14 protein-coding genes and 1 tRNA gene are annotated in these 16,049 nt (G+C 74.0%); 6 read left to right on the top strand and 9 right to left on the bottom strand.

The window, feature by feature from the left end:
* Nucleotides 1-91 precede the first annotated feature (91 nt).
* Entirely contained in the window at nt 92-1,747 is a 1,656-nt protein-coding gene (locus ACIRVF_RS38065) for an LCP family protein (RefSeq protein WP_402828777.1), read from the bottom strand.
* A 1,018-nt stretch (nt 1,748-2,765) separates the two neighbouring features.
* On the opposite strand from ACIRVF_RS38065, the gene ACIRVF_RS38060 reads away from it, so the two are divergent.
* Entirely contained in the window at nt 2,766-3,485 is a 720-nt protein-coding gene (locus tag ACIRVF_RS38060; protein ID WP_402828775.1) for a G1 family glutamic endopeptidase, read from the top strand.
* A 216-nt stretch (nt 3,486-3,701) separates the two neighbouring features.
* Here ACIRVF_RS38060 and ACIRVF_RS38055 read toward each other — a convergent pair whose 3' ends face one another.
* The 5 genes from ACIRVF_RS38055 to ACIRVF_RS38035 all read right to left on the bottom strand — a co-directional run bounded on the left by ACIRVF_RS38055 (nt 3,702) and on the right by ACIRVF_RS38035 (nt 7,215).
* Nucleotides 3,702-4,844: an MFS transporter gene (locus ACIRVF_RS38055; RefSeq protein ID WP_402828773.1), complete on the bottom strand. Its 1,143-nt coding sequence runs from the start codon at nt 4,842-4,844 to the stop codon at nt 3,702-3,704.
* A gap of 213 nt (nt 4,845-5,057) precedes the next feature.
* Nucleotides 5,058-5,486, bottom strand: a complete 429-nt coding sequence (locus tag ACIRVF_RS38050; RefSeq protein ID WP_402828771.1) for a hypothetical protein — start codon at nt 5,484-5,486, stop codon at nt 5,058-5,060.
* 226 nt (nt 5,487-5,712) lie between these two features.
* Nucleotides 5,713-6,222, bottom strand: coding sequence for a hypothetical protein (locus ACIRVF_RS38045; protein ID WP_402828769.1), 510 nt, complete (start codon nt 6,220-6,222; stop codon nt 5,713-5,715).
* Nucleotides 6,223-6,340: 118 nt separating this feature from the next.
* Nucleotides 6,341-6,413 (bottom strand) — tRNA-Lys (locus ACIRVF_RS38040).
* 49 nt (nt 6,414-6,462) lie between these two features.
* Entirely contained in the window at nt 6,463-7,215 is a 753-nt protein-coding gene (locus tag ACIRVF_RS38035) for a DNA polymerase beta superfamily protein (protein ID WP_402828767.1), read from the bottom strand.
* Between the two features lie 112 nt (nt 7,216-7,327).
* On the opposite strand from ACIRVF_RS38035, the gene ACIRVF_RS38030 reads away from it, so the two are divergent.
* From ACIRVF_RS38030 to ACIRVF_RS38020, 3 genes are all read left to right on the top strand, one after another.
* Entirely contained in the window at nt 7,328-8,641 is a 1,314-nt protein-coding gene (locus tag ACIRVF_RS38030) for a DNA glycosylase AlkZ-like family protein (protein WP_402828765.1), read from the top strand.
* Between the two features lie 10 nt (nt 8,642-8,651).
* Nucleotides 8,652-9,413, top strand: coding sequence for an SDR family oxidoreductase (locus tag ACIRVF_RS38025; RefSeq protein ID WP_402828763.1), 762 nt, complete (start codon nt 8,652-8,654; stop codon nt 9,411-9,413).
* Nucleotides 9,414-9,499: 86 nt separating this feature from the next.
* Nucleotides 9,500-10,195: a tyrosine-protein phosphatase gene (locus ACIRVF_RS38020; protein ID WP_402828761.1), complete on the top strand. Its 696-nt coding sequence runs from the start codon at nt 9,500-9,502 to the stop codon at nt 10,193-10,195.
* A 17-nt stretch (nt 10,196-10,212) separates the two neighbouring features.
* On the opposite strand, the gene ACIRVF_RS38015 is transcribed toward ACIRVF_RS38020, so the two are convergent.
* Nucleotides 10,213-10,881 carry an RICIN domain-containing protein gene (locus ACIRVF_RS38015; protein ID WP_402828759.1) on the bottom strand — a complete coding sequence of 223 codons (669 nt, stop codon included), beginning with the start codon at nt 10,879-10,881 and terminating at the stop codon, nt 10,213-10,215.
* 106 nt (nt 10,882-10,987) lie between these two features.
* Between ACIRVF_RS38015 and ACIRVF_RS38010 the strand changes: the two genes are divergently transcribed.
* Together ACIRVF_RS38010 and ACIRVF_RS38005 are read left to right on the top strand one after the other, a co-directional pair.
* Nucleotides 10,988-12,130 carry a hypothetical protein gene (locus ACIRVF_RS38010; protein ID WP_402828757.1) on the top strand — a complete coding sequence of 381 codons (1,143 nt, stop codon included), beginning with the start codon at nt 10,988-10,990 and terminating at the stop codon, nt 12,128-12,130.
* Nucleotides 12,131-12,216: 86 nt separating this feature from the next.
* A complete protein-coding gene (locus ACIRVF_RS38005) occupies nt 12,217-12,552 on the top strand; it encodes a hypothetical protein (protein WP_402828755.1) in 336 nt (111 codons plus the stop codon).
* Between the two features lie 31 nt (nt 12,553-12,583).
* Here the strand turns inward: ACIRVF_RS38005 and ACIRVF_RS38000 are convergent, their stop codons facing one another.
* A complete protein-coding gene (locus ACIRVF_RS38000) occupies nt 12,584-13,435 on the bottom strand; it encodes a TIGR02452 family protein (RefSeq protein ID WP_402828753.1) in 852 nt (283 codons plus the stop codon).
* Nucleotides 13,436-13,608: 173 nt separating this feature from the next.
* On the bottom strand, nt 13,609-15,891 hold the full coding sequence (locus ACIRVF_RS37995) for a DEAD/DEAH box helicase (protein WP_402828751.1): 2,283 nt from the start codon (nt 15,889-15,891) through the stop codon (nt 13,609-13,611).
* Nucleotides 15,892-16,049: the final 158 nt, after the last annotated feature.

Raw genomic sequence — 16,049 nt, 5'->3', positions numbered from 1 at the left:
GTGACCGGTGGGCCCCCTCCACCCGCCCACGATGGCACGACCCCGGGGCTTGTGCGCCCCGGGGTCGTGCCGGCCGTTCCGTCGCCCGCGGTCAGCCGCCGCTGCCGTAGGTGGTGTTCGCGCAGATGTCGTCGTCCGCGGAGCGTGCGTCGTTGGTGACGGTGGTGGGCAGCGGCGCCGCGGGCGTCTGGGCACCCGGAGTGCTGCTCGCGGTGCTGCCCGAGGACGTCCCCACGCCGTTGGCCGCGGCGAAGTCCTGGCCGACGATCACCGAGATGCCGCGTGCACTGCCCGGCTCCATGCTGGCGCCGGGGAACAGCGCGGCGACCTTCTCCGCGTTCGCCTTCTGGCTGGAGCTGTACTCGATCGTGGTGGTCTTGTACTTGGTGCTCGCCGCCTGGCCCGCCGTGCTGGCGGTGAACTTGGCGCCCTTGAGCAGGTCGGTCGCCTTGCCGGCCAGGCCGTTGGCGACGGTGCCGTTGTAGACCGCGACCTTGATCGAGGCGTTGGAGGCGTCCCCGGCCGGGACGGCGGGCGTGCTGGGCGCGGCCTGCTGCGGGGCGGCGCTCGGGCTGCCGCCGGCGTCCGGCTGCTGGCCGGTGGCGTTCTGGCCGTCGATGGTCTGGTCGGCCTTGAGGGTCTCCCAGAGCTTGTTGGCGTCCGGCTGCACCAGGTCGATGTTGGCGTCCTGGGTGCGGTAGCGCCAGGGTGCCGTCACGAACTTGAGGTCGTGCATGTCGATGTTCTTCAGCGACAGGCCGAAGGAGAGCAGCTTGTCCGCGGAGTCCAGCCCCGGGTCGACGGTCAGCGACTTGGTCGCCGCGTCGGCCAGCGGCAGCAGGTTGGTGGGGCTCATCCCCTCCTTCTTCATCTTGGTGGCGAGCGAGCTCATGAAGGCCTGCTGGCGCTTCATCCGGCCGATGTCGGAGCCGTCGCCGATGCCGTGCCGCAGGCGGACGTAGTCCAGCGCCTGCTGGCCCTGGACGGTCTGCTTGCCCTGCGGGAGGACGAGGTTGCCCTTCTTGTGCAGGTTGGGGTTGATGTCGCCCTCGTAGATCGGCTTCGGCAGGCAGACGTCCACGCCGTCGACGGCCTTGGTCATCGCGGCGAAGCCGTTGAAGTCGACCACCATGGTGTGATCGACCCGGATGCCGGTGAGCTTCTCCACGGTGTTCTGGGTGCAGGCCGGGTTGCCGTTGTCGCTGCCACCGGTCGAGAAGGCGGCGTTGAACAGGTCGTTGCCACCCTTGGTCCACTTGCCGTTGGGCAGCTTGCAGGACGGTATCTGCACCATCGCGTTGCGCGGGATCGAGATGCCGACGGCGTGCTTGTGGTCGGCGTAGACGTGCAGCAGGATCGTGGTGTCCGAGCGGGCGCCGCCGTCCTCGCCGCCACCGAGGTCGGAGTTGTTGCCGCCCCGGCTGTCGGAGCCGATCAGCAGGACGTTGACCGGCTTGTTGCCGTCCGCGTCGGCCTTGGCCTCCGGCGGCCGGTCGGTGGCGATGGCGTCGGCGTCGAAGGACTTGATGTTGGCGTTCAGCTTGAAGTAGATCGCGCCGCCGGCGCCCGCGACCAGCACCAGCACGCCGGCCGCCGACCAGGCGACGATCTTCTTCACGTTCTTCTTGGGCTTGGCCCCGCGCCGGGCCGCCGCCCGTCCGCCGGAGGCGCCGTCCGCCGCGCCGCCGCCCTTGCCCTGCGCGGCGCGACGGGCCTCGGCCCGGCCGCCGGAGCGCGGCGCGGGCACGGTGCCCGGTGTACCTTCCGCCGGGAGCGCGTCGGGCGCGCCCTCGCCCCGTGCCGGGCTCTCGCCCCTCCGACCTGACATGCGCGTACCTTTCACCGACGGAAGCGACGCCCCGGACGATCTGGCGCACCGCACAGGGGGAGACGGTCAGAACCGCTCCCTGGTTGTACGTACGAAGGTCGGTACAGTCCGACCATCGTGGCTTCCGATCATATTGAGACCAAAGGTGATCACTGACCTCCGGTACACCAACGACCCCGGCAGCCACGGGGAGATCCCTTTACAAAACCCCCCAAAACGCTCGATTCGGACTCGGTGCCGTCGGCCGGGCAGGAAGACGCGGGGAAGGCCGCCGTCGGGCCGGGCGTCGACCATCGGCCCCGCCGGTGCGCGACGACGCCCGGGCCGGTCAGGGCGCCGGCGGAGCGGTCGGCGGCGAGGCCGGTGAAGGCGGCGCCCGGGGGGTGGCCACGATGTGGCCGGCGGCGGATGAGGCGTTGAGCACGTCCGCGGTGGCGGACGCGGCCTCCTGGGCGCGGTCTCCTGGGCTGGGGCCCCGGCCCGGGCCGCGCTCGCGGAGGCGCTCGGGTTGGCGATGCCGGTGGGCGCGGGAGGCGGGGCCGCGGCGGCGTCCGCGCAGTTCGGCAGGAGCGGAGCGGCCGGAGGAACCCGGGAACCGTCCCGGCTCCCGTGATCGACCGTCATATTGCCGTCTTCGTACGGCGCTTGCGGAGAATCGCCGGTGCCCGGGGCGGCCTCGGCACGGGCTCTGCACGGGCTCGGCGCCGGCCGCGCCGCCCGGCCGGAAGCAGAAAGGCCCCCGACCTGGGAAGAGGAGCTTGTCATGAGTTTCGCCAATTCTTCTGCGTGATAGGGCAATTGACTGGCCAACAATCCCGGAACGGACTTGCCGGGCACATGACAGTCGGCGGACTCTGTACTGCCATCCCTCAACGGCCGACCCCCACGGCCGGGCTGGCGCGTGAACCTCCTGCTCGCCCCCAACGAAGGAGCCCGCATGCGCACGTTCATGATCCGCCTCGCCACGCTCGCGGCGGCCGCCACCACCCTCGCCGCCCCCGCGGCGCCGACCACCGCGGCAGCCGCCCAGAACCTGCCGTTCCGCCCCCTCTCGTACAACACCAACGGCTACAACTGGGGCGGCTACGCCGCCACCGGCAGCGGCTTCACCTCGGTCTCGGCCTCCTGGACCGAGCCGGACGCGGTCTGCAACTCCACCAACGACCTCTACGCCCCCTGGGTCGGCATCGACGGGTACGGCTCGTCCAGCGTGGAGCAGACCGGCGTCGCGACCGACTGCTCCAGCGGCAGCCCGGTGAACCAGGCCTGGTACGAGATGTACCCGGCGAGCCCGGTCTACCTGAGCCTCAGCTCGTACCCGGTGTCGGCCGGCGACCACATCAGCGCGTCGGTGACCTACGCCGGGAGCAACCGGTACACCCTCAAGCTGACCGACTCCACCAGCGGCTGGACGTTCACCACCACCAAGTCCCTCACCGCGCAGCGGACCAGCGCCGAGGTCATCATCGAGTCGCCGACCGGGTCCTACCCCGACTTCGGCACGCTGACCTTCACCTCGGCGACGGTCAACGGCAAGTCCCTCGGTTCCTACAGCCCGGTCGCGCTCGACCCCAGCTCCAACGGCACCTACGAGGCCCGCACCAGCGGCCTCGGCTCCAGCGGCACCAGCTTCACCGACACCTTCCTGGCGGAATAGCCACCGCACGCACAGCGAGGAGCGGGGGGGGGGGGGGGGGCCCGCGCCCCCCCCCCCGCCCCCCCCCCCCCGGGGGGGGCGGCGGGCCCCCCCCCCCCCCCCCCCCGGGGCCGCGGCACCCGCCCCACCCGCTCCCCCCCCCCGTGCGGGGCGAAACCCCCCCCCCCCCCCCGGCGGGGCGGGGGCGGGCGCCGGCCCCCACCCCCCGCTCCTCTTCTACCGTTCCCGAGTGGCGGAAACGTGCGCCACCGCTGCGGCGACGAGTGCGACGCACCCGCCGAGCAGCATCACCGTCGACGGCGACGAGGCGTCCACGACCGCACCGCCGACCAGGGCACCGAGCGAGATGGTGGCCTGGAACGAGGAGGTGAAGACGACGGTGGCCGCCTCCGGGGCGTGCGGGGCCGCGCGGACGAACCAGGTCTGGGCGCAGACCGGGACGGCACCGTAGGCGAGACCCCACGCCGCGAGCAGCAGTGCCGCGCCCGACGACGTGGTCCCGAGGGCGGGAAGCAGCAGAACGGCGGCCGCGAGCAGGCCGATGGCGGCGGTGAAGGTGGCGCGCCGCCGACCCGCCCAGGCTCCGCCCACGACGTTGCCGACGACTCCGGCGGTCCCGTAGACGAGCAGGAGCGCGGTGACGGCGCCCGGCCCGGCGTGGGTGACGTCCTCCAGGAACGGGGTGACGTAGGTGTACGTGCCGAAGTGGGCCGTCACCAGGAGAAGCGTGACCACGAGCCCCGCACGGACGGCCCGGATGCCCAACAGACCGCGCAGGACGGCGAGGCGGGTCGGTGCCTCCGGCGGCAGCGGGGGCAGCGTCGCGGCGAGGGCGGCGAACACGGCGAGGCTCAGCACCGCCATGGCCCCGAAAGCCGCCCGCCACCCGGCCAGATGACCGAGCAGCACCCCGGCGGGCACGCCCAGGACCGACCCCAGCGGAACGGCCGAGAAGATCACCGTATTCGCCCGGGCCTGCCGTCCCTCCCCCGCCACCAGCCGCGGCGCCAGCCCGGCCCCGACCGACCAGAACCCTCCGACCACCACCCCGAGCACGACCCGGGCGGCGAGCACCGCCCAATAGCCCGGTGCGAGCGCGTTGAGGACGTCGGCGAGCGCAAGGGCCAAGATGAGCCCGCAGAGCACACGGCGCCGGTCGACCCGCCGAACGGCGACCGTGACGACCGGCGCCGCGACCGCCGCGATGACCCCCGGCAAGGTCATCATCAGTCCGGCGGTGCCGTCCGAGATCCGGAAGGTGCCGCCGATCGGGGTGAGCAGGCCGATCGGCAGGATCTCGGTGGTCACGATGGCGAAGATCCCCGTCATCACGGAGACCACGGCCAACCAGCTGCGCACCCGGTTGCGAGCGTCAACCGGCGATGGGAGAAGAGGAGTTGTGGACACGTAGCCAGTCCAACAGCGCTGCCGGGCCCCGGCTGGCGCGATTGCGACCTCGACGTCCGAAGCGCCCGGGCCCGCGAGGCGGGGGGTTCAGGTGGCATCGGGGACGGTGCGGTCGGGTTCGGGCCCTGGCCCCGCCCCGGCCCGGCCCGGCCGTGACGCCCCGGGTCAGCCGGCCTGGCGGACCTTGACGCCCCCGACCAGCGAGTACGAGCGGACCTTGACCACCGCGCCACCGGGCTCACCGGCCACGCCCTTGCTGCGGCCGCCGAGCAGCGAGAACCCGCTGACCTGCACCGCCGTCCTGGCCGGAACCGTCAGGTCGACCCCGCCGAACACCGAGAACGCGTCCACCTCGGCCGAGGCACCCTCCGGGTAGGCCAGCTCCGCGCCCCCGACCAGCGCCGCCTTGACCAGGTGGGTGCCCTCCTCCGGCAGCACCGCCCCGGTGTGGTCCAGCTTGGCCCCGCCCACCGCGGCCACGTGCACCGTGCGCTCGCGGGCCGTGAAACCGCCGCGGTGCTTCAGCCCGCCCAGCAGGGCCAGGCTCCACTCGGTGCGGCGGGCCGGGGTCTCGGTGTCCTTGGCGATCTCCATGCCCTGAAATCTACGGCCGGGCCCTGGACCGCCGTCAGTGCCTGCGCGCACCACTGCGACATGACAAACGTCATCCCCGCCCGCGCTCTCGCCCCACCGCGCTCTCGCCCCACTGCGCTCTCGCCCCACTGCGCTCCCACACGCACCGGAACGGCCCGGGTCCCGGGCAGTGGTTCAGCCACTGCCCGGGACCCGAGCCGTTGGTGGGGAAGTACGAAGCTGCAGGTCAGGACTCGACGCCGGCCTTGTCGTCGTGCGCGGCGAAGAACTCCTCGGCGATCGCCCGGGTGCGCGGCAGCTCGGCGACCGGCTCGCCGATCACCCGCCCCGCGAGCTCACCGGCCAGCCGGATCACGTCCTCCCGCAGCTCGGCCTCGGCCAGCACCCAGTCCGCCGCCAGCTGCACCTGCGCCTCGGCCAGCATCCGGTCCCGCAGGTCCTGCCCCTCGGCCCGCAGCCGCGCGATCAGCGCCGCCCCCTCCTCGGTGGCCGTCTGCCGGATCAGCGCCGCCTCGTGCCGCGCCGCGACGAGCTCCGCCTGGAACTCCTCGTACACCCGCTGGGCCTCCGCCCGCGCCGCCTCGGCCCGCTCCACACCACCCTCGGTGGCATCCCGGCGCTCCCCCAACAGCTTCTCGATCCGCGGCAGCAGCCCCGCCCCGAGAATGCCGAATATCAGGAAGAAGCAGACGAGTCCGACGACGACTTGAGAAAGATCCGGCTTCAAAGGTCCCATGCCGTCAAGATAGTTGAGCCTCCCTCACCCAACTCCGGCGGCCCCCTCCCCGGCCCCGGACACGACGAAGGGCGCCCTCCCGGAGGAGAACGCCCAGGTCACAAGCCATGCGGTTGGGTGGGGCATCAGGGGCTCGAACCCTGAACCTACGGATTAAAAGTCCGCAGCTCTGCCAATTGAGCTAATGCCCCGCGGCTCTCCGTAGCGGGCTGGTCCCGGGTGGGGAGGGCCACCGCGATCCTACCCGGTGGGCCCCAGGGCTCCGCCAGTGGATTGGGTGGGCGCGCCGGGCGCGCGGAGCGGGGGCCGGGGCGCGTCGTAGTGGGCGGCGCGGACGCGGCGGAGCCAGGCCTCGGCGGGGCGGGGGTCGGGGGCGTCGGCCAGGACGCCGGGGCGGGCGAGCTGGTCGGCGGCGTCGGCGAGCATGCGTTCGGCGGTGTCGGGGCGGTCGGCGATGCGTTCGCCCAGGTCGCGGACGCGTTCCGGGTCGGGCAGCCGGATCAGGTTGTGGCCGGTGCAGTGCAGCCGGACGGCCTGCTCGACCAGCCGGACGAGGTGCCGGGCGTGCTTGGCGGCCCGGGCGCGGGTGGCGACGGCACCGGTGTCGCGGGTCAGCAGCTTGCGGAACTGCTGGTCCGCGTAGCCGAGGTAGGCCTTGCGGACGGCGGGTGCGCTGAGGAAGCTCGACCGGATCCCGACCAGTTCGCGACCGAGCGGGGTGACGGTCTCGTACAGGTCCTCCGGCAGCCAGACGAGTTCGGAGGCGGTCGGGTTGCAGGACAGCGCCAGCCGGCACCACTTGGCGGCCTCGTGCAGGGTGACGTCCGGCGCGGTGGTGACGTGCGACTCGGCGGGGCGGTGCAAGCCGTGCAACTCCTCGGTGGGCACGGCGAACAGGCCCAGCCGGTCGACGTCGGAGCCGGCGTGGGCGAAGCCGTACGCGGTGGAGCCGACGATGCCGGAGAGCAGCACGGTGCCGGGGGCGGTGGCCATGGACGGGGCTCCTCTCGAACGGGCGGCCCGGAGAGCGCATCCTCCCCCGGATGGGCCGCGCCGGGCGAGCGATTTCCGGACCGGCGCCCGACCGGCCGTCGATACTGGCCCCATGCAGCACTCCCCCCTCCCGGAAACCGTCGGCATCGAGAAGCTGCGGGCCTGGTGGTCCCACCGGCAGTGGCTGGACCGCCCGCACACCGGGGCGTCCGCCGCCGAGGTGCTGGCCGCCACCGGCTGGGCCCGCTCGGTCGGCGGCGCGGCCCCGTACCTGGGCCTGTTCGCCCGGGCCGGGCTCGGGCGGGCGGAGGTGGACGCGGCGGTGGCCGCGCTGGAGGTGCACGAGCTGCCGGCCGCCCGCGGCTGCACCTACGTGCTGCCGGCCGCCGACTTCGCGCTCGGCCTGGCGGTCGGCGCGGCCGCCCCGGCGGGTGAACTGGCCGCCGCGGCGAAGCACCTGGGGGTCGGCCGGGACGAGGTGGAGCAGCTCTGCCTGGCCGTCGAGCGGGCGCTGTCCGACAGCGGTCCGCTGGATCCGACCACGATCCGGGAGGCGGTCGGCGACGCCGTCCGGCCGCTCGGCGAGGCGGGCCGCAAGCGCGGCCTGTCGACCACCCTGCCGCTCGCCCTGGGGCTGATGCAGTCACGCGGCCGGATCCGCCGGGTGCCGGTCAACGGCCGCCTGGACCAGCAGCGTTACGGCTACGTCGGCTGGGACCAGCCGGTCGCGGGGGCCGCCGTCGACCTCGCCCGCCGCTACTTCTCCTGGGCCGGGCCGGCCACCCTGGGGCACTTCCGCTGGTTCTCCGGCTTCACCGCGGCCACCGCCCGCCGGGCCGTCACCGAGGCCGGTGCCGCCCCGATCGCGCCCGGCTCCGATCTGCTGCTGTTGCCGGAACTCGCCCAGGAGTTTGCCGAGTTCCAGGTGCCCGCCGAGCCGCACTACACCCTGCTGGCCGGCATCGACGGCATCCACCTGCTGCACCGCGACCTGTCCCGGCTGCTCGACCCGGCCGACGCCGCCCGCCCGCTGCCCGCCGGCCGGGCCGGACGCACCTTCGGCAGCGAGGCCGACCCGCAGACCCACCTGGTGCTGGACCGCGGCCGGATCGTCGGCCTGTGGGAGTACGACACCGAGCGGGCCGAGATCGTCCACCAGTCCTTCGTCCCCCCGGACGACGCGCTGCGCGAGGCGGTGGTCCGCACCGAGGCGTTCGTCCGGGACGACCTCGGCGACGCCCGCGGCTTCAGCCTCGACTCGCCGAAGAGCCGCGCCCCGAAGATCGCCGCACTGCGGGCGACCGCGACCGGCGCCGGGTCCGCGTCCGCTACCGGCTCCGCGTCCGCGACCGGCTTCGAGTCCGGGTCGGGGTCCGGGTCCGCGACCGGCTCCGGGCCCGGGTCCGCCGGTCGGCGGACCCGGTAGCGTACGGCCCATGTCGACCACCACCACCGACGAGGTCCTGATCGTCACCGGCGCCGGTCGCGGCATCGGCGCCGCCACCGCCCTGCTGGCCGCCCGCCGCGGCTACCGGGTGTGCGTCAACTACCGCACGGACGAGGCCTCGGCCGCCGCCGTGGTGGACGCCGTCCGGGCCGCCGGGGGGACCGCGATCGCCGTCCGGGCCGACGTCAGCCGCAGCGCCGACGTGGAACGGCTGTTCACCGTCGTGGACTCCGAACTCGGGCCACTCACCGGGCTGGTGAACAACGCCGGCACGCTGGAGCGGCAGTGCCGGCTGGAGGAGATCGACGAGGACCGGCTGAACCGGATCTGGGCCGCCAACATCACCGGCCCGTTCCTGTGCGCGGCCCAGGCCGTCCGCCGGATGTCCACCCGGCACGGCGGACGCGGCGGCGCGATCGTCAATGTCGGCTCGGCCGCCTCCCGGATCGGCTCGCCCAACGAGTACGTCGACTACGCGGCCGCCAAGGGCGCCGTGGACTCGATGACCCGCGGGCTTGCCCTGGAGGTCGCCGGCGAGGGCATCCGGGTCAACTGCGTGCGCCCGGGCCTGATCCACACCGGCATCCACGCGCTCGGCGGCGAGCCGGGCCGGGTCGACCGGGTCGCGCCCAACCTGCCGATGCGGCGCGGCGGGGAGCCGGAGGAGGTCGCCGAGGCGATCCTCTTCCTGCTGTCGCCGGCCGCCTCGTACACCACGGGGGCGTTCCTGGAGGTCTCCGGCGGCCGTTGAAGACCCTGTTCGGCGTCCACCGGACGCCGAACGGTCCTCTCCGGTTTCCTTCCCCGCGCTCCGTCCGCCCCCGTACCGTAAGGGCCATGACCGACGCCTTCATCGACATCCCCGGTGTGCGCAACTTCCGTGACGCGGGCGGGATCGGCGCGCTGCGCCGGGGTGTGCTGTACCGCTCCGGCTCCCTCCACACGCTCACCGAGGAGGGCGCCCGGAAGCTCAAGGACCTCGGTCTGCGGACGGTGGTCGACCTGCGCAGCCCGTTCGAGCTGGAGATCTGGCCGGACCAGCGGCACGGCCTCGACCACGAGTCCCTCCACCTGCCCACCCTGCCCGCCGACCGCGGCGACCTCGACCGCCCCTGGCCCGAGGACCAGGCCGCCCTCTACACCTTCATGCCGGAGACCGCCGGTCCCTCGCTCAGCGCGATCATCCGCCGACTGGCCGCCCCGGAGGCCGTGCCGGTGATCGTGCACTGCGCGGTCGGCAAGGACCGCACCGGCCTCACCGTCGCCGTCCTGCAGTCCCTGCTGGGCGCCTCGGACGCCGACGTCACCGCCGACTTCCTGCTCTCCAACCGCGGCCTCGGCCTCGACCACGGCCCGACCCCGTACATCGACGAGACCGGCAGCGAGCGCCTCTCCCGGCCGGTCGGCGCCGAGCTCATCGCCTCCTCCCTCGCCTGGATCCGCACCCGCCACGGCACCCTCCCCGACTACCTCCGCGCCCACGGCGTCACCGACACCGACCTGGACGCCCTGCGGGCCAACCTCTCGGTCTGAGGAGTCGGCCCCGAAGGTCACCCCTGGCGTTCGAAGCGCCACCACTGGGCGGGGGAGTCGACGTCCTCCCACTGCTGGACGACCCCGTCCGGTGCCTCGGGGGCGGTCAGCGGCTTGCCGCTGATGAAGCTGGTGACGGTGTACGTCCCCGGGGCGTCGACATGGGCCTCCAGCAGCCACTCCTGGGCGCCGAAGGCGTTGGCGGACCACTGCTGGATCGGGACGCCGTCCTCCGGGGAGGCGCCGGTGACGTCGAGGCGCTTGCCGCTGCCGGCGTTCTCGATGTGGAACAGGGCGCCCCCGGGATGGACGGCGGTGAGCTGCCAGAGCTGGGCGTCGGAGCCGTCGTCCGCGCCGACGCGGATGCGGGCGCCGCTGCGCCGGGAGGCCTCGGCGACCTCCAGCAGCAGGCCGCTGCCCACGTTGCGGATCCGGTAGCGGCCGTCGGTGATCGCGCTGTCAGTCATGCCCGGAGTGTCCCACCGGGCGCTGACAGAACGCCTCGTGGCCGAGGACCACGACCCGCACCGCGGCCATCGCGCCGACCTGCGCCGGCGTCGGCACCCGATGCCCAGCGGGACGGTCGGCGCGACCACGGCGGCGAACAGCAGCACGCCGAGCAGCGGCCCGAGGTGGCCGGGGCGGTCGCCGCGCGGGCGTTGTCGTCGTGCCCGGAGTACGCCCATCGGTAACGGGAGGAACGGGGGACGCGGTCACCGCACGAGTACCCGTCACCCGGCGAGGGACGGGGGCGTTTCCAGTGGACCGACGGCGCCGCCTATGCTGCGGCGAATGTCCATCGAGCAGAACCCCGAGCAGAACGCCGAGCAGCATCCCGGGCCGACCTCCGGTCCGCATCCGTCGCAGCGTCAACAGCCCACCCTCCTGGAGGCGGTGGCCGAACTGGAGACGGTTGTCGCGGCCGGCGACGACGAGCGCTTCGGCCCTGCCCTCGGCCTGGTCGGCGGGCTGTTCGGCTCGGCCGGGCCGGCCGATCGACGGGCCGCCGGGCCCCGGCTGGCCGCGCTGCTTCCGGACGCCCCGCCGTTCCCGCGGGCGCACCTGGCGATGGTGGTGGGCGCCTGCGTGGAGTCCGGGGCCGACCCGGTGGCCTGCGCCGGACCGGTGCTGGCCGGCCTGCGCGGGGCGCTGACCGGCGCCCAGCGGCTGGTCGAGGGCTGGGCGCGCACCGGCGGCGGTCCGCTGCCGGACCAGGAGGAGGACGATCCGGCCGAGGCGCACGCCCGGATCGAGAGCCCCGGGCACCTCGACGCATGGAACGCCCACCTGGCCGTGGTCGGCTGGTGGACGCTGCACCTGTGGCAGCAGGCCGCCTGGGCGGTGTACGCCCACGCGTCGGTCCGGGCCGAGGCCCGTGCCTCGGGCGTCACCGAGGTGCTGTTGGAGCTGTTCGACCGTTACGAGGGCGAGCGGCACGACTTCAAGGGCCTGACCCACCTGGCGCTGATGCTCGACGACGAGCCGCTGCTGGTGCTCGACCGGCCCACCGGCACCGGCTACCTGCTGCGGATGAGCGGCCTGAGCGACACCTTCCAGCTGCACACCCTGCTCGCCGACCTGCTGATCGGCGGCGGCCACCTGCCCGGCGAGCCGCAGGACCCCGAGGTGGTGGCGCTGGCCCGCACGGAGTTCCTGGACGGCCGCCGGCTGATCGCCACCGGCGCCTTCAACCTGGTGGCGCCGGACGGCTCCTGGCTCTGGAACGAGGGCACGCCCAGCGACATCCCGGTGGTGGACGGGGTGCGCACCCTGGTGCTGGAGCCGCTGCCGTACGAGCGCAGCTGGTCGGCCGGGCGCTTCATCCAGGAGGTCCCGGGCGACCTGCGGTTGGAGCGGGTGCTGGACCCGGCGGAGGTGGCGCGCCGGCTGGCGCTGACGGTGCCGGGGATGTCCACGGTCTCGGCCTTCGGGTAGGGACCCGCCCGTGGCCCTCCCGTTCGCCGGGTTATGGTCGGAAGCCGGACGCACCGTCCCCACGAACCCCACGAACGGAGTCGACAATGGCGAAGGTCCCGAACGCGCTCGCGACCGCCGCGCCCGCCGCGCTGACCGCGGCGAGCGGTCTGGTCGGCGGCTACGGCGTGGCCCGCTGGAGCGGCCGGCGCGAACTGGGCGGCGCGGTGCTGGCGGTGGCCGGGGCCGGGGCGGCCGCGCAGTGGCGCCGGAGCTCGGGCACGGCCGCCGCGGCGGCGCTGACCGGCCTGTACGTGGCGGCCTTCGGCGGCTCGCACCCGCTGGCGAAGCGGATCGGCGCCTGGCCGTCCGTGTTCGCCGTCACCGGGGTGGTCGCCGCGGCCTCCACGGCCGCGACCGTGCTGTCGGCCCGCAGGCGCTAGGGACCACCCGGCAAGATCCGCCGGACAGGCGCTAACGCGCCGGACGGGACGGGACCACCGCCGCGCCGAACCTGGCCTCGAAGGCGGCCCGGTTCGCCGAGACCGGTGAGCGGTCCCAGACCGCGAACACCACCTGCTCGAACGCGCCCCCGTACCGGGCCAGCGCACCCTCGAAGGCCTCGGCGACCTGGGCCGGGTCGTTGCGGAACACCCCGCAGCCCCAGGCGCCGAGCACCAGGGCGCGGACCTCGTGCCGGGCCGCCGCCGCGAGCACCCGGACGGCCCGCTCGGCGAGCACCCGCCGGACGTCCGTACCGGCCGAACGCCGTTCCAGCTGACCGGCGTTGGGTGCCGGCGAGGTCAGGAAGGTGACCGGGTACGGCCGGGCCCGGAGGTCTCCCCGGTCGCCGCGGATCACCGGCACCGCGGGCGAGACGATCACCCGGTGGCTGTACCGCAGATCCGTCGAGGCCCGGTGCGCCTCGTAGTAGTCCGGCGCCTCGACCAGGCAGCTGTACAGCAGCGCGCTGCGGCACAGGTCCTCCTCCTGGGCGCGGGCGCCGCGCAGGTAGCCGCCGCCGGGGTTGCGCGCGGAGGCGAAGTTCAGCACCCCGACCGGCCCGGCCCCGGCCGCGACCAGCCGCCGGGCGGCCTCCATGCTCCCCTCGGCCGTCACCTCGATCCGCCCGCCCGCGGGCCCGGGCCCGCGCTCCCCCTCCGCCAGCATCGCGTCGAGGTCCGCCGGCGCGTACGACACCGTGCCGGCCCTGGCCGCCGCCAACTGTTCCCCCACCTGCACGAGTTCGCCCCCGGCAGTCCGGTAGCTCCCCCGCGCGGCGATCTCCTCGTTCACCCGTGCCACGTCGTGCAGTCTGCTGCTCATGTCCGTGACGCTACGGGACTACCGGCATCGCGCGCCACAGGTTATTCTCACCTCCAGAACAACACCTCGGGGGGCGAGCAGCAGCGGGGTGTTCGGGGGGATCGGGGGAACACGGGGAACACGAAGGGCCCGCTCCGGGAAACGGAGCGGGCCCTTCGTGGGTGCGTCAGGCGTCAGTTCTTCCAGCGCGGCTTGCGGTCCTCGCGGTTGAAGCCGCCGCCGTTGAAGCCACCGCGGTCGCGGTCGAAGCCGCCGCGGTCACGGTTGAAGCCACCGCGGTCGGACTGCGGACGGCCGCCGGAGCGGTGGTCGTCGCGGCGCGAGAACGGACGGCTGCTGCCGCCGCGCTCGTCGCGCTCCCGGCCGAAGGACGGGCGGTCGCCGAAGGAACGGGCCGGACGGTCACCGAAGGAGCGGCCGCCGCGGTCGTCGCGGTCGCGGTTGAAGCCACCGCGGTCGCCGCGGTCGTCACGGTTGAAGCCACCCGAGCGACGGTCGTCACGGTCACGACCGGCACCGAAGCCACCACGGTCGCGGTTGAAGCCACCGCGGTCGCCGCGGTCGTCACGGTTGAAGCCACCCGAGCGACGGTCGTCACGGTCACGACCGGCACCGAAGCCACCACGGTCGCGGTTGAAGCCACCGCGGTCGCCGCGGTCGTCACGGTTGAAACCGCCCGAGCGACGGTCGTCACGGTCACGACCGGCACCGAAGCCACCCGAACGGCGGTCGTCACGGTCGCGGTCACGGCCACCGAAGCCACCGGAACGGCGGTCGTCGCGGTCACGGTCACGGTCACGGTCGCGGTCGCGGCCGAAGGCCGGGCGCTCGCTGCGCGCCTCGCGGTACGACGGGGCGCGCTCCTCGGCCTGCGGCGCGGCGGCGGCCGGGGCCTCCGCGACGACCGGGGCGTCGGCCTGGGCGGTCTCCTCGCCGGCCTCGGCGGCGGCCGGGGCCTCGTCCTCGATGCCCAGCTCGGCCCGCTCGCGCGCCGCACGGGCGGCCAGGCGGTCGGCCTCCTCGCGCAGCTCGGTGGCGCGGCGCTGCGCGCGCTCCAGCTGGCGGGTCATGTCGGCGAGCTCGCGCTCGGCGGCACCGGCGATGTTCGCGGCGCTCTCGGCCTGCACCTCGGTGAGCGAGCGGGCGCCGGTGATCTTGGCGACCTCGGCGTCGAAGGCGTGGTCCAGGATGTGGCGGCTGGCGTCGACGCCCGCGTCCTCCATCAGGCGGAAGACGCCGCGGCGCTGGTGCGGCAGCACCAGGGTGACGACGGCACCGGAGCGGCCGGCACGCGCGGTGCGGCCGGAGCGGTGCAGGTAGTCCTTGTGGTCGCCGGCCGGGTCCACGTTGAGGACCAGGTCGATGCCGTCGACGTGGATGCCGCGGGCGGCGACGTCGGTGGCGACGACGACGTTGACGTAGCCGTCCTTGAAGTCGCCGAGGACGCGGGTACGGGCGCCCTGGGTCATGCCGCCGTGCAGCGCGTCGGCCTTCACGCCGGCCTCGATCAGCTGCTCGGCGACGCGGTCGGCGCCCATCTGGGTGCGGACGAAGATGATCGTGCGGCCCTTGCGGGCGGCGATCGCGTTGGTGATCGGCGCCTTGTCCTTGGGCTTCACCACGAGGATGTGGTGGGTCATGGTGGTGACGGCGCCGGCCGACGGGTCGACCTCGTGGGTGACCGGGCTCTTCAGGTAGCGCTTCACCAGGGTGTCGATCTCGTTCTCCAGGGTGGCGGAGAACAGCAGGCGCTGGCCGCCGGCCGGCACCTGGTCGAGGATCTCGGTGACCTCGGGCAGGAAGCCCATGTCGGCCATCTGGTCGGCCTCGTCGAGGACGACGGTCTGGACGTCGTCCAGCTTGGCGGCGCCGCGGTTCAGCAGGTCGCGCAGACGGCCGGGGGTGGCGACCAGGATGTCGACGCCGCGCTCCAGCGCGTAGATCTGGTTCGACATCGAGGTGCCGCCGCAGACGACCTTGAGACGCAGGCCGAGCACCGAGCCGAAGGGCTCCAGGGCGTCGGCGACCTGCATGGCCAGCTCGCGGGTCGGGACCAGGATCAGGCCGCGCGGGTGCTTGGCGCGGGTGCGCTCGCCGTCGGCCAGACGGGTCAGCAGCGGCAGGCCGAAGCTGAGGGTCTTGCCGGAGCCGGTGCGGCCGCGGCCCAGCACGTCCTTGCCGGCCAGGGCGTCCGGGATGGTCGCGGCCTGGATCGGGAACGGGGTGGTCACGCCGCGCTTGGCGAGGGCACGGACGACGTCGTCGTGCAGGCCCAGGTCGCCGAAGGTGATGGTGGGCTCGGCGGGCTCGGTGGCCTCGACCGTCTCCTCGACGGTCTCGGCGGTGATCTCCTCGGCCGGCTCGGCGGCCTCGGTGATCTGCTCGGTGGAATCGGTGACATCGGCGGCGGCCTCGTTCGCGGGCATGGCGAAGCGGGCGTCGTCAACGAGAGACATGCAAAACCTTCCGGAAGTGGCACGCGCCAAAGTCCGGGGTTCTGTTTCACAACCGCCTCTATGCGGTCAGCCACGGATCGCCGGAACGCGCCAAGGGCGCCAGTTGGGAATGGGGCGCCAGTCAAATGGATCAAACGAACGATCTACCACCATAGAGG

It is taken from the genome of Kitasatospora sp. NPDC101157 (genome assembly GCF_044768255.1).
In the GTDB taxonomy this organism is placed as follows: domain Bacteria; phylum Actinomycetota; class Actinomycetes; order Streptomycetales; family Streptomycetaceae; genus Kitasatospora.
The sequence above is the reverse complement of the archived record's forward strand: the minus strand, read 5'-3'. Positions and strand labels throughout refer to the sequence as shown.

Coding starts and splice junctions, on each gene's coding strand:
- ACIRVF_RS38060 (WP_402828775.1), top strand. CDS start 2,766: ATGCGCACGTTCATGATCCGCCTCGCCACGCTCGCGGCGGCCGCCACC.
- ACIRVF_RS38050 (WP_402828771.1), bottom strand. CDS start 5,486: ATGGAGATCGCCAAGGACACCGAGACCCCGGCCCGCCGCACCGAGTGG.
- ACIRVF_RS38045 (WP_402828769.1), bottom strand. CDS start 6,222: ATGGGACCTTTGAAGCCGGATCTTTCTCAAGTCGTCGTCGGACTCGTC.
- ACIRVF_RS38035 (WP_402828767.1), bottom strand. CDS start 7,215: ATGGCCACCGCCCCCGGCACCGTGCTGCTCTCCGGCATCGTCGGCTCC.
- ACIRVF_RS38030 (WP_402828765.1), top strand. CDS start 7,328: ATGCAGCACTCCCCCCTCCCGGAAACCGTCGGCATCGAGAAGCTGCGG.
- ACIRVF_RS38025 (WP_402828763.1), top strand. CDS start 8,652: ATGTCGACCACCACCACCGACGAGGTCCTGATCGTCACCGGCGCCGGT.
- ACIRVF_RS38020 (WP_402828761.1), top strand. CDS start 9,500: ATGACCGACGCCTTCATCGACATCCCCGGTGTGCGCAACTTCCGTGAC.
- ACIRVF_RS38015 (WP_402828759.1), bottom strand. CDS start 10,881: ATGGGCGTACTCCGGGCACGACGACAACGCCCGCGCGGCGACCGCCCC.
- ACIRVF_RS38010 (WP_402828757.1), top strand. CDS start 10,988: ATGTCCATCGAGCAGAACCCCGAGCAGAACGCCGAGCAGCATCCCGGG.
- ACIRVF_RS38005 (WP_402828755.1), top strand. CDS start 12,217: ATGGCGAAGGTCCCGAACGCGCTCGCGACCGCCGCGCCCGCCGCGCTG.
- ACIRVF_RS38000 (WP_402828753.1), bottom strand. CDS start 13,435: ATGAGCAGCAGACTGCACGACGTGGCACGGGTGAACGAGGAGATCGCC.
- ACIRVF_RS37995 (WP_402828751.1), bottom strand. CDS start 15,891: ATGTCTCTCGTTGACGACGCCCGCTTCGCCATGCCCGCGAACGAGGCC.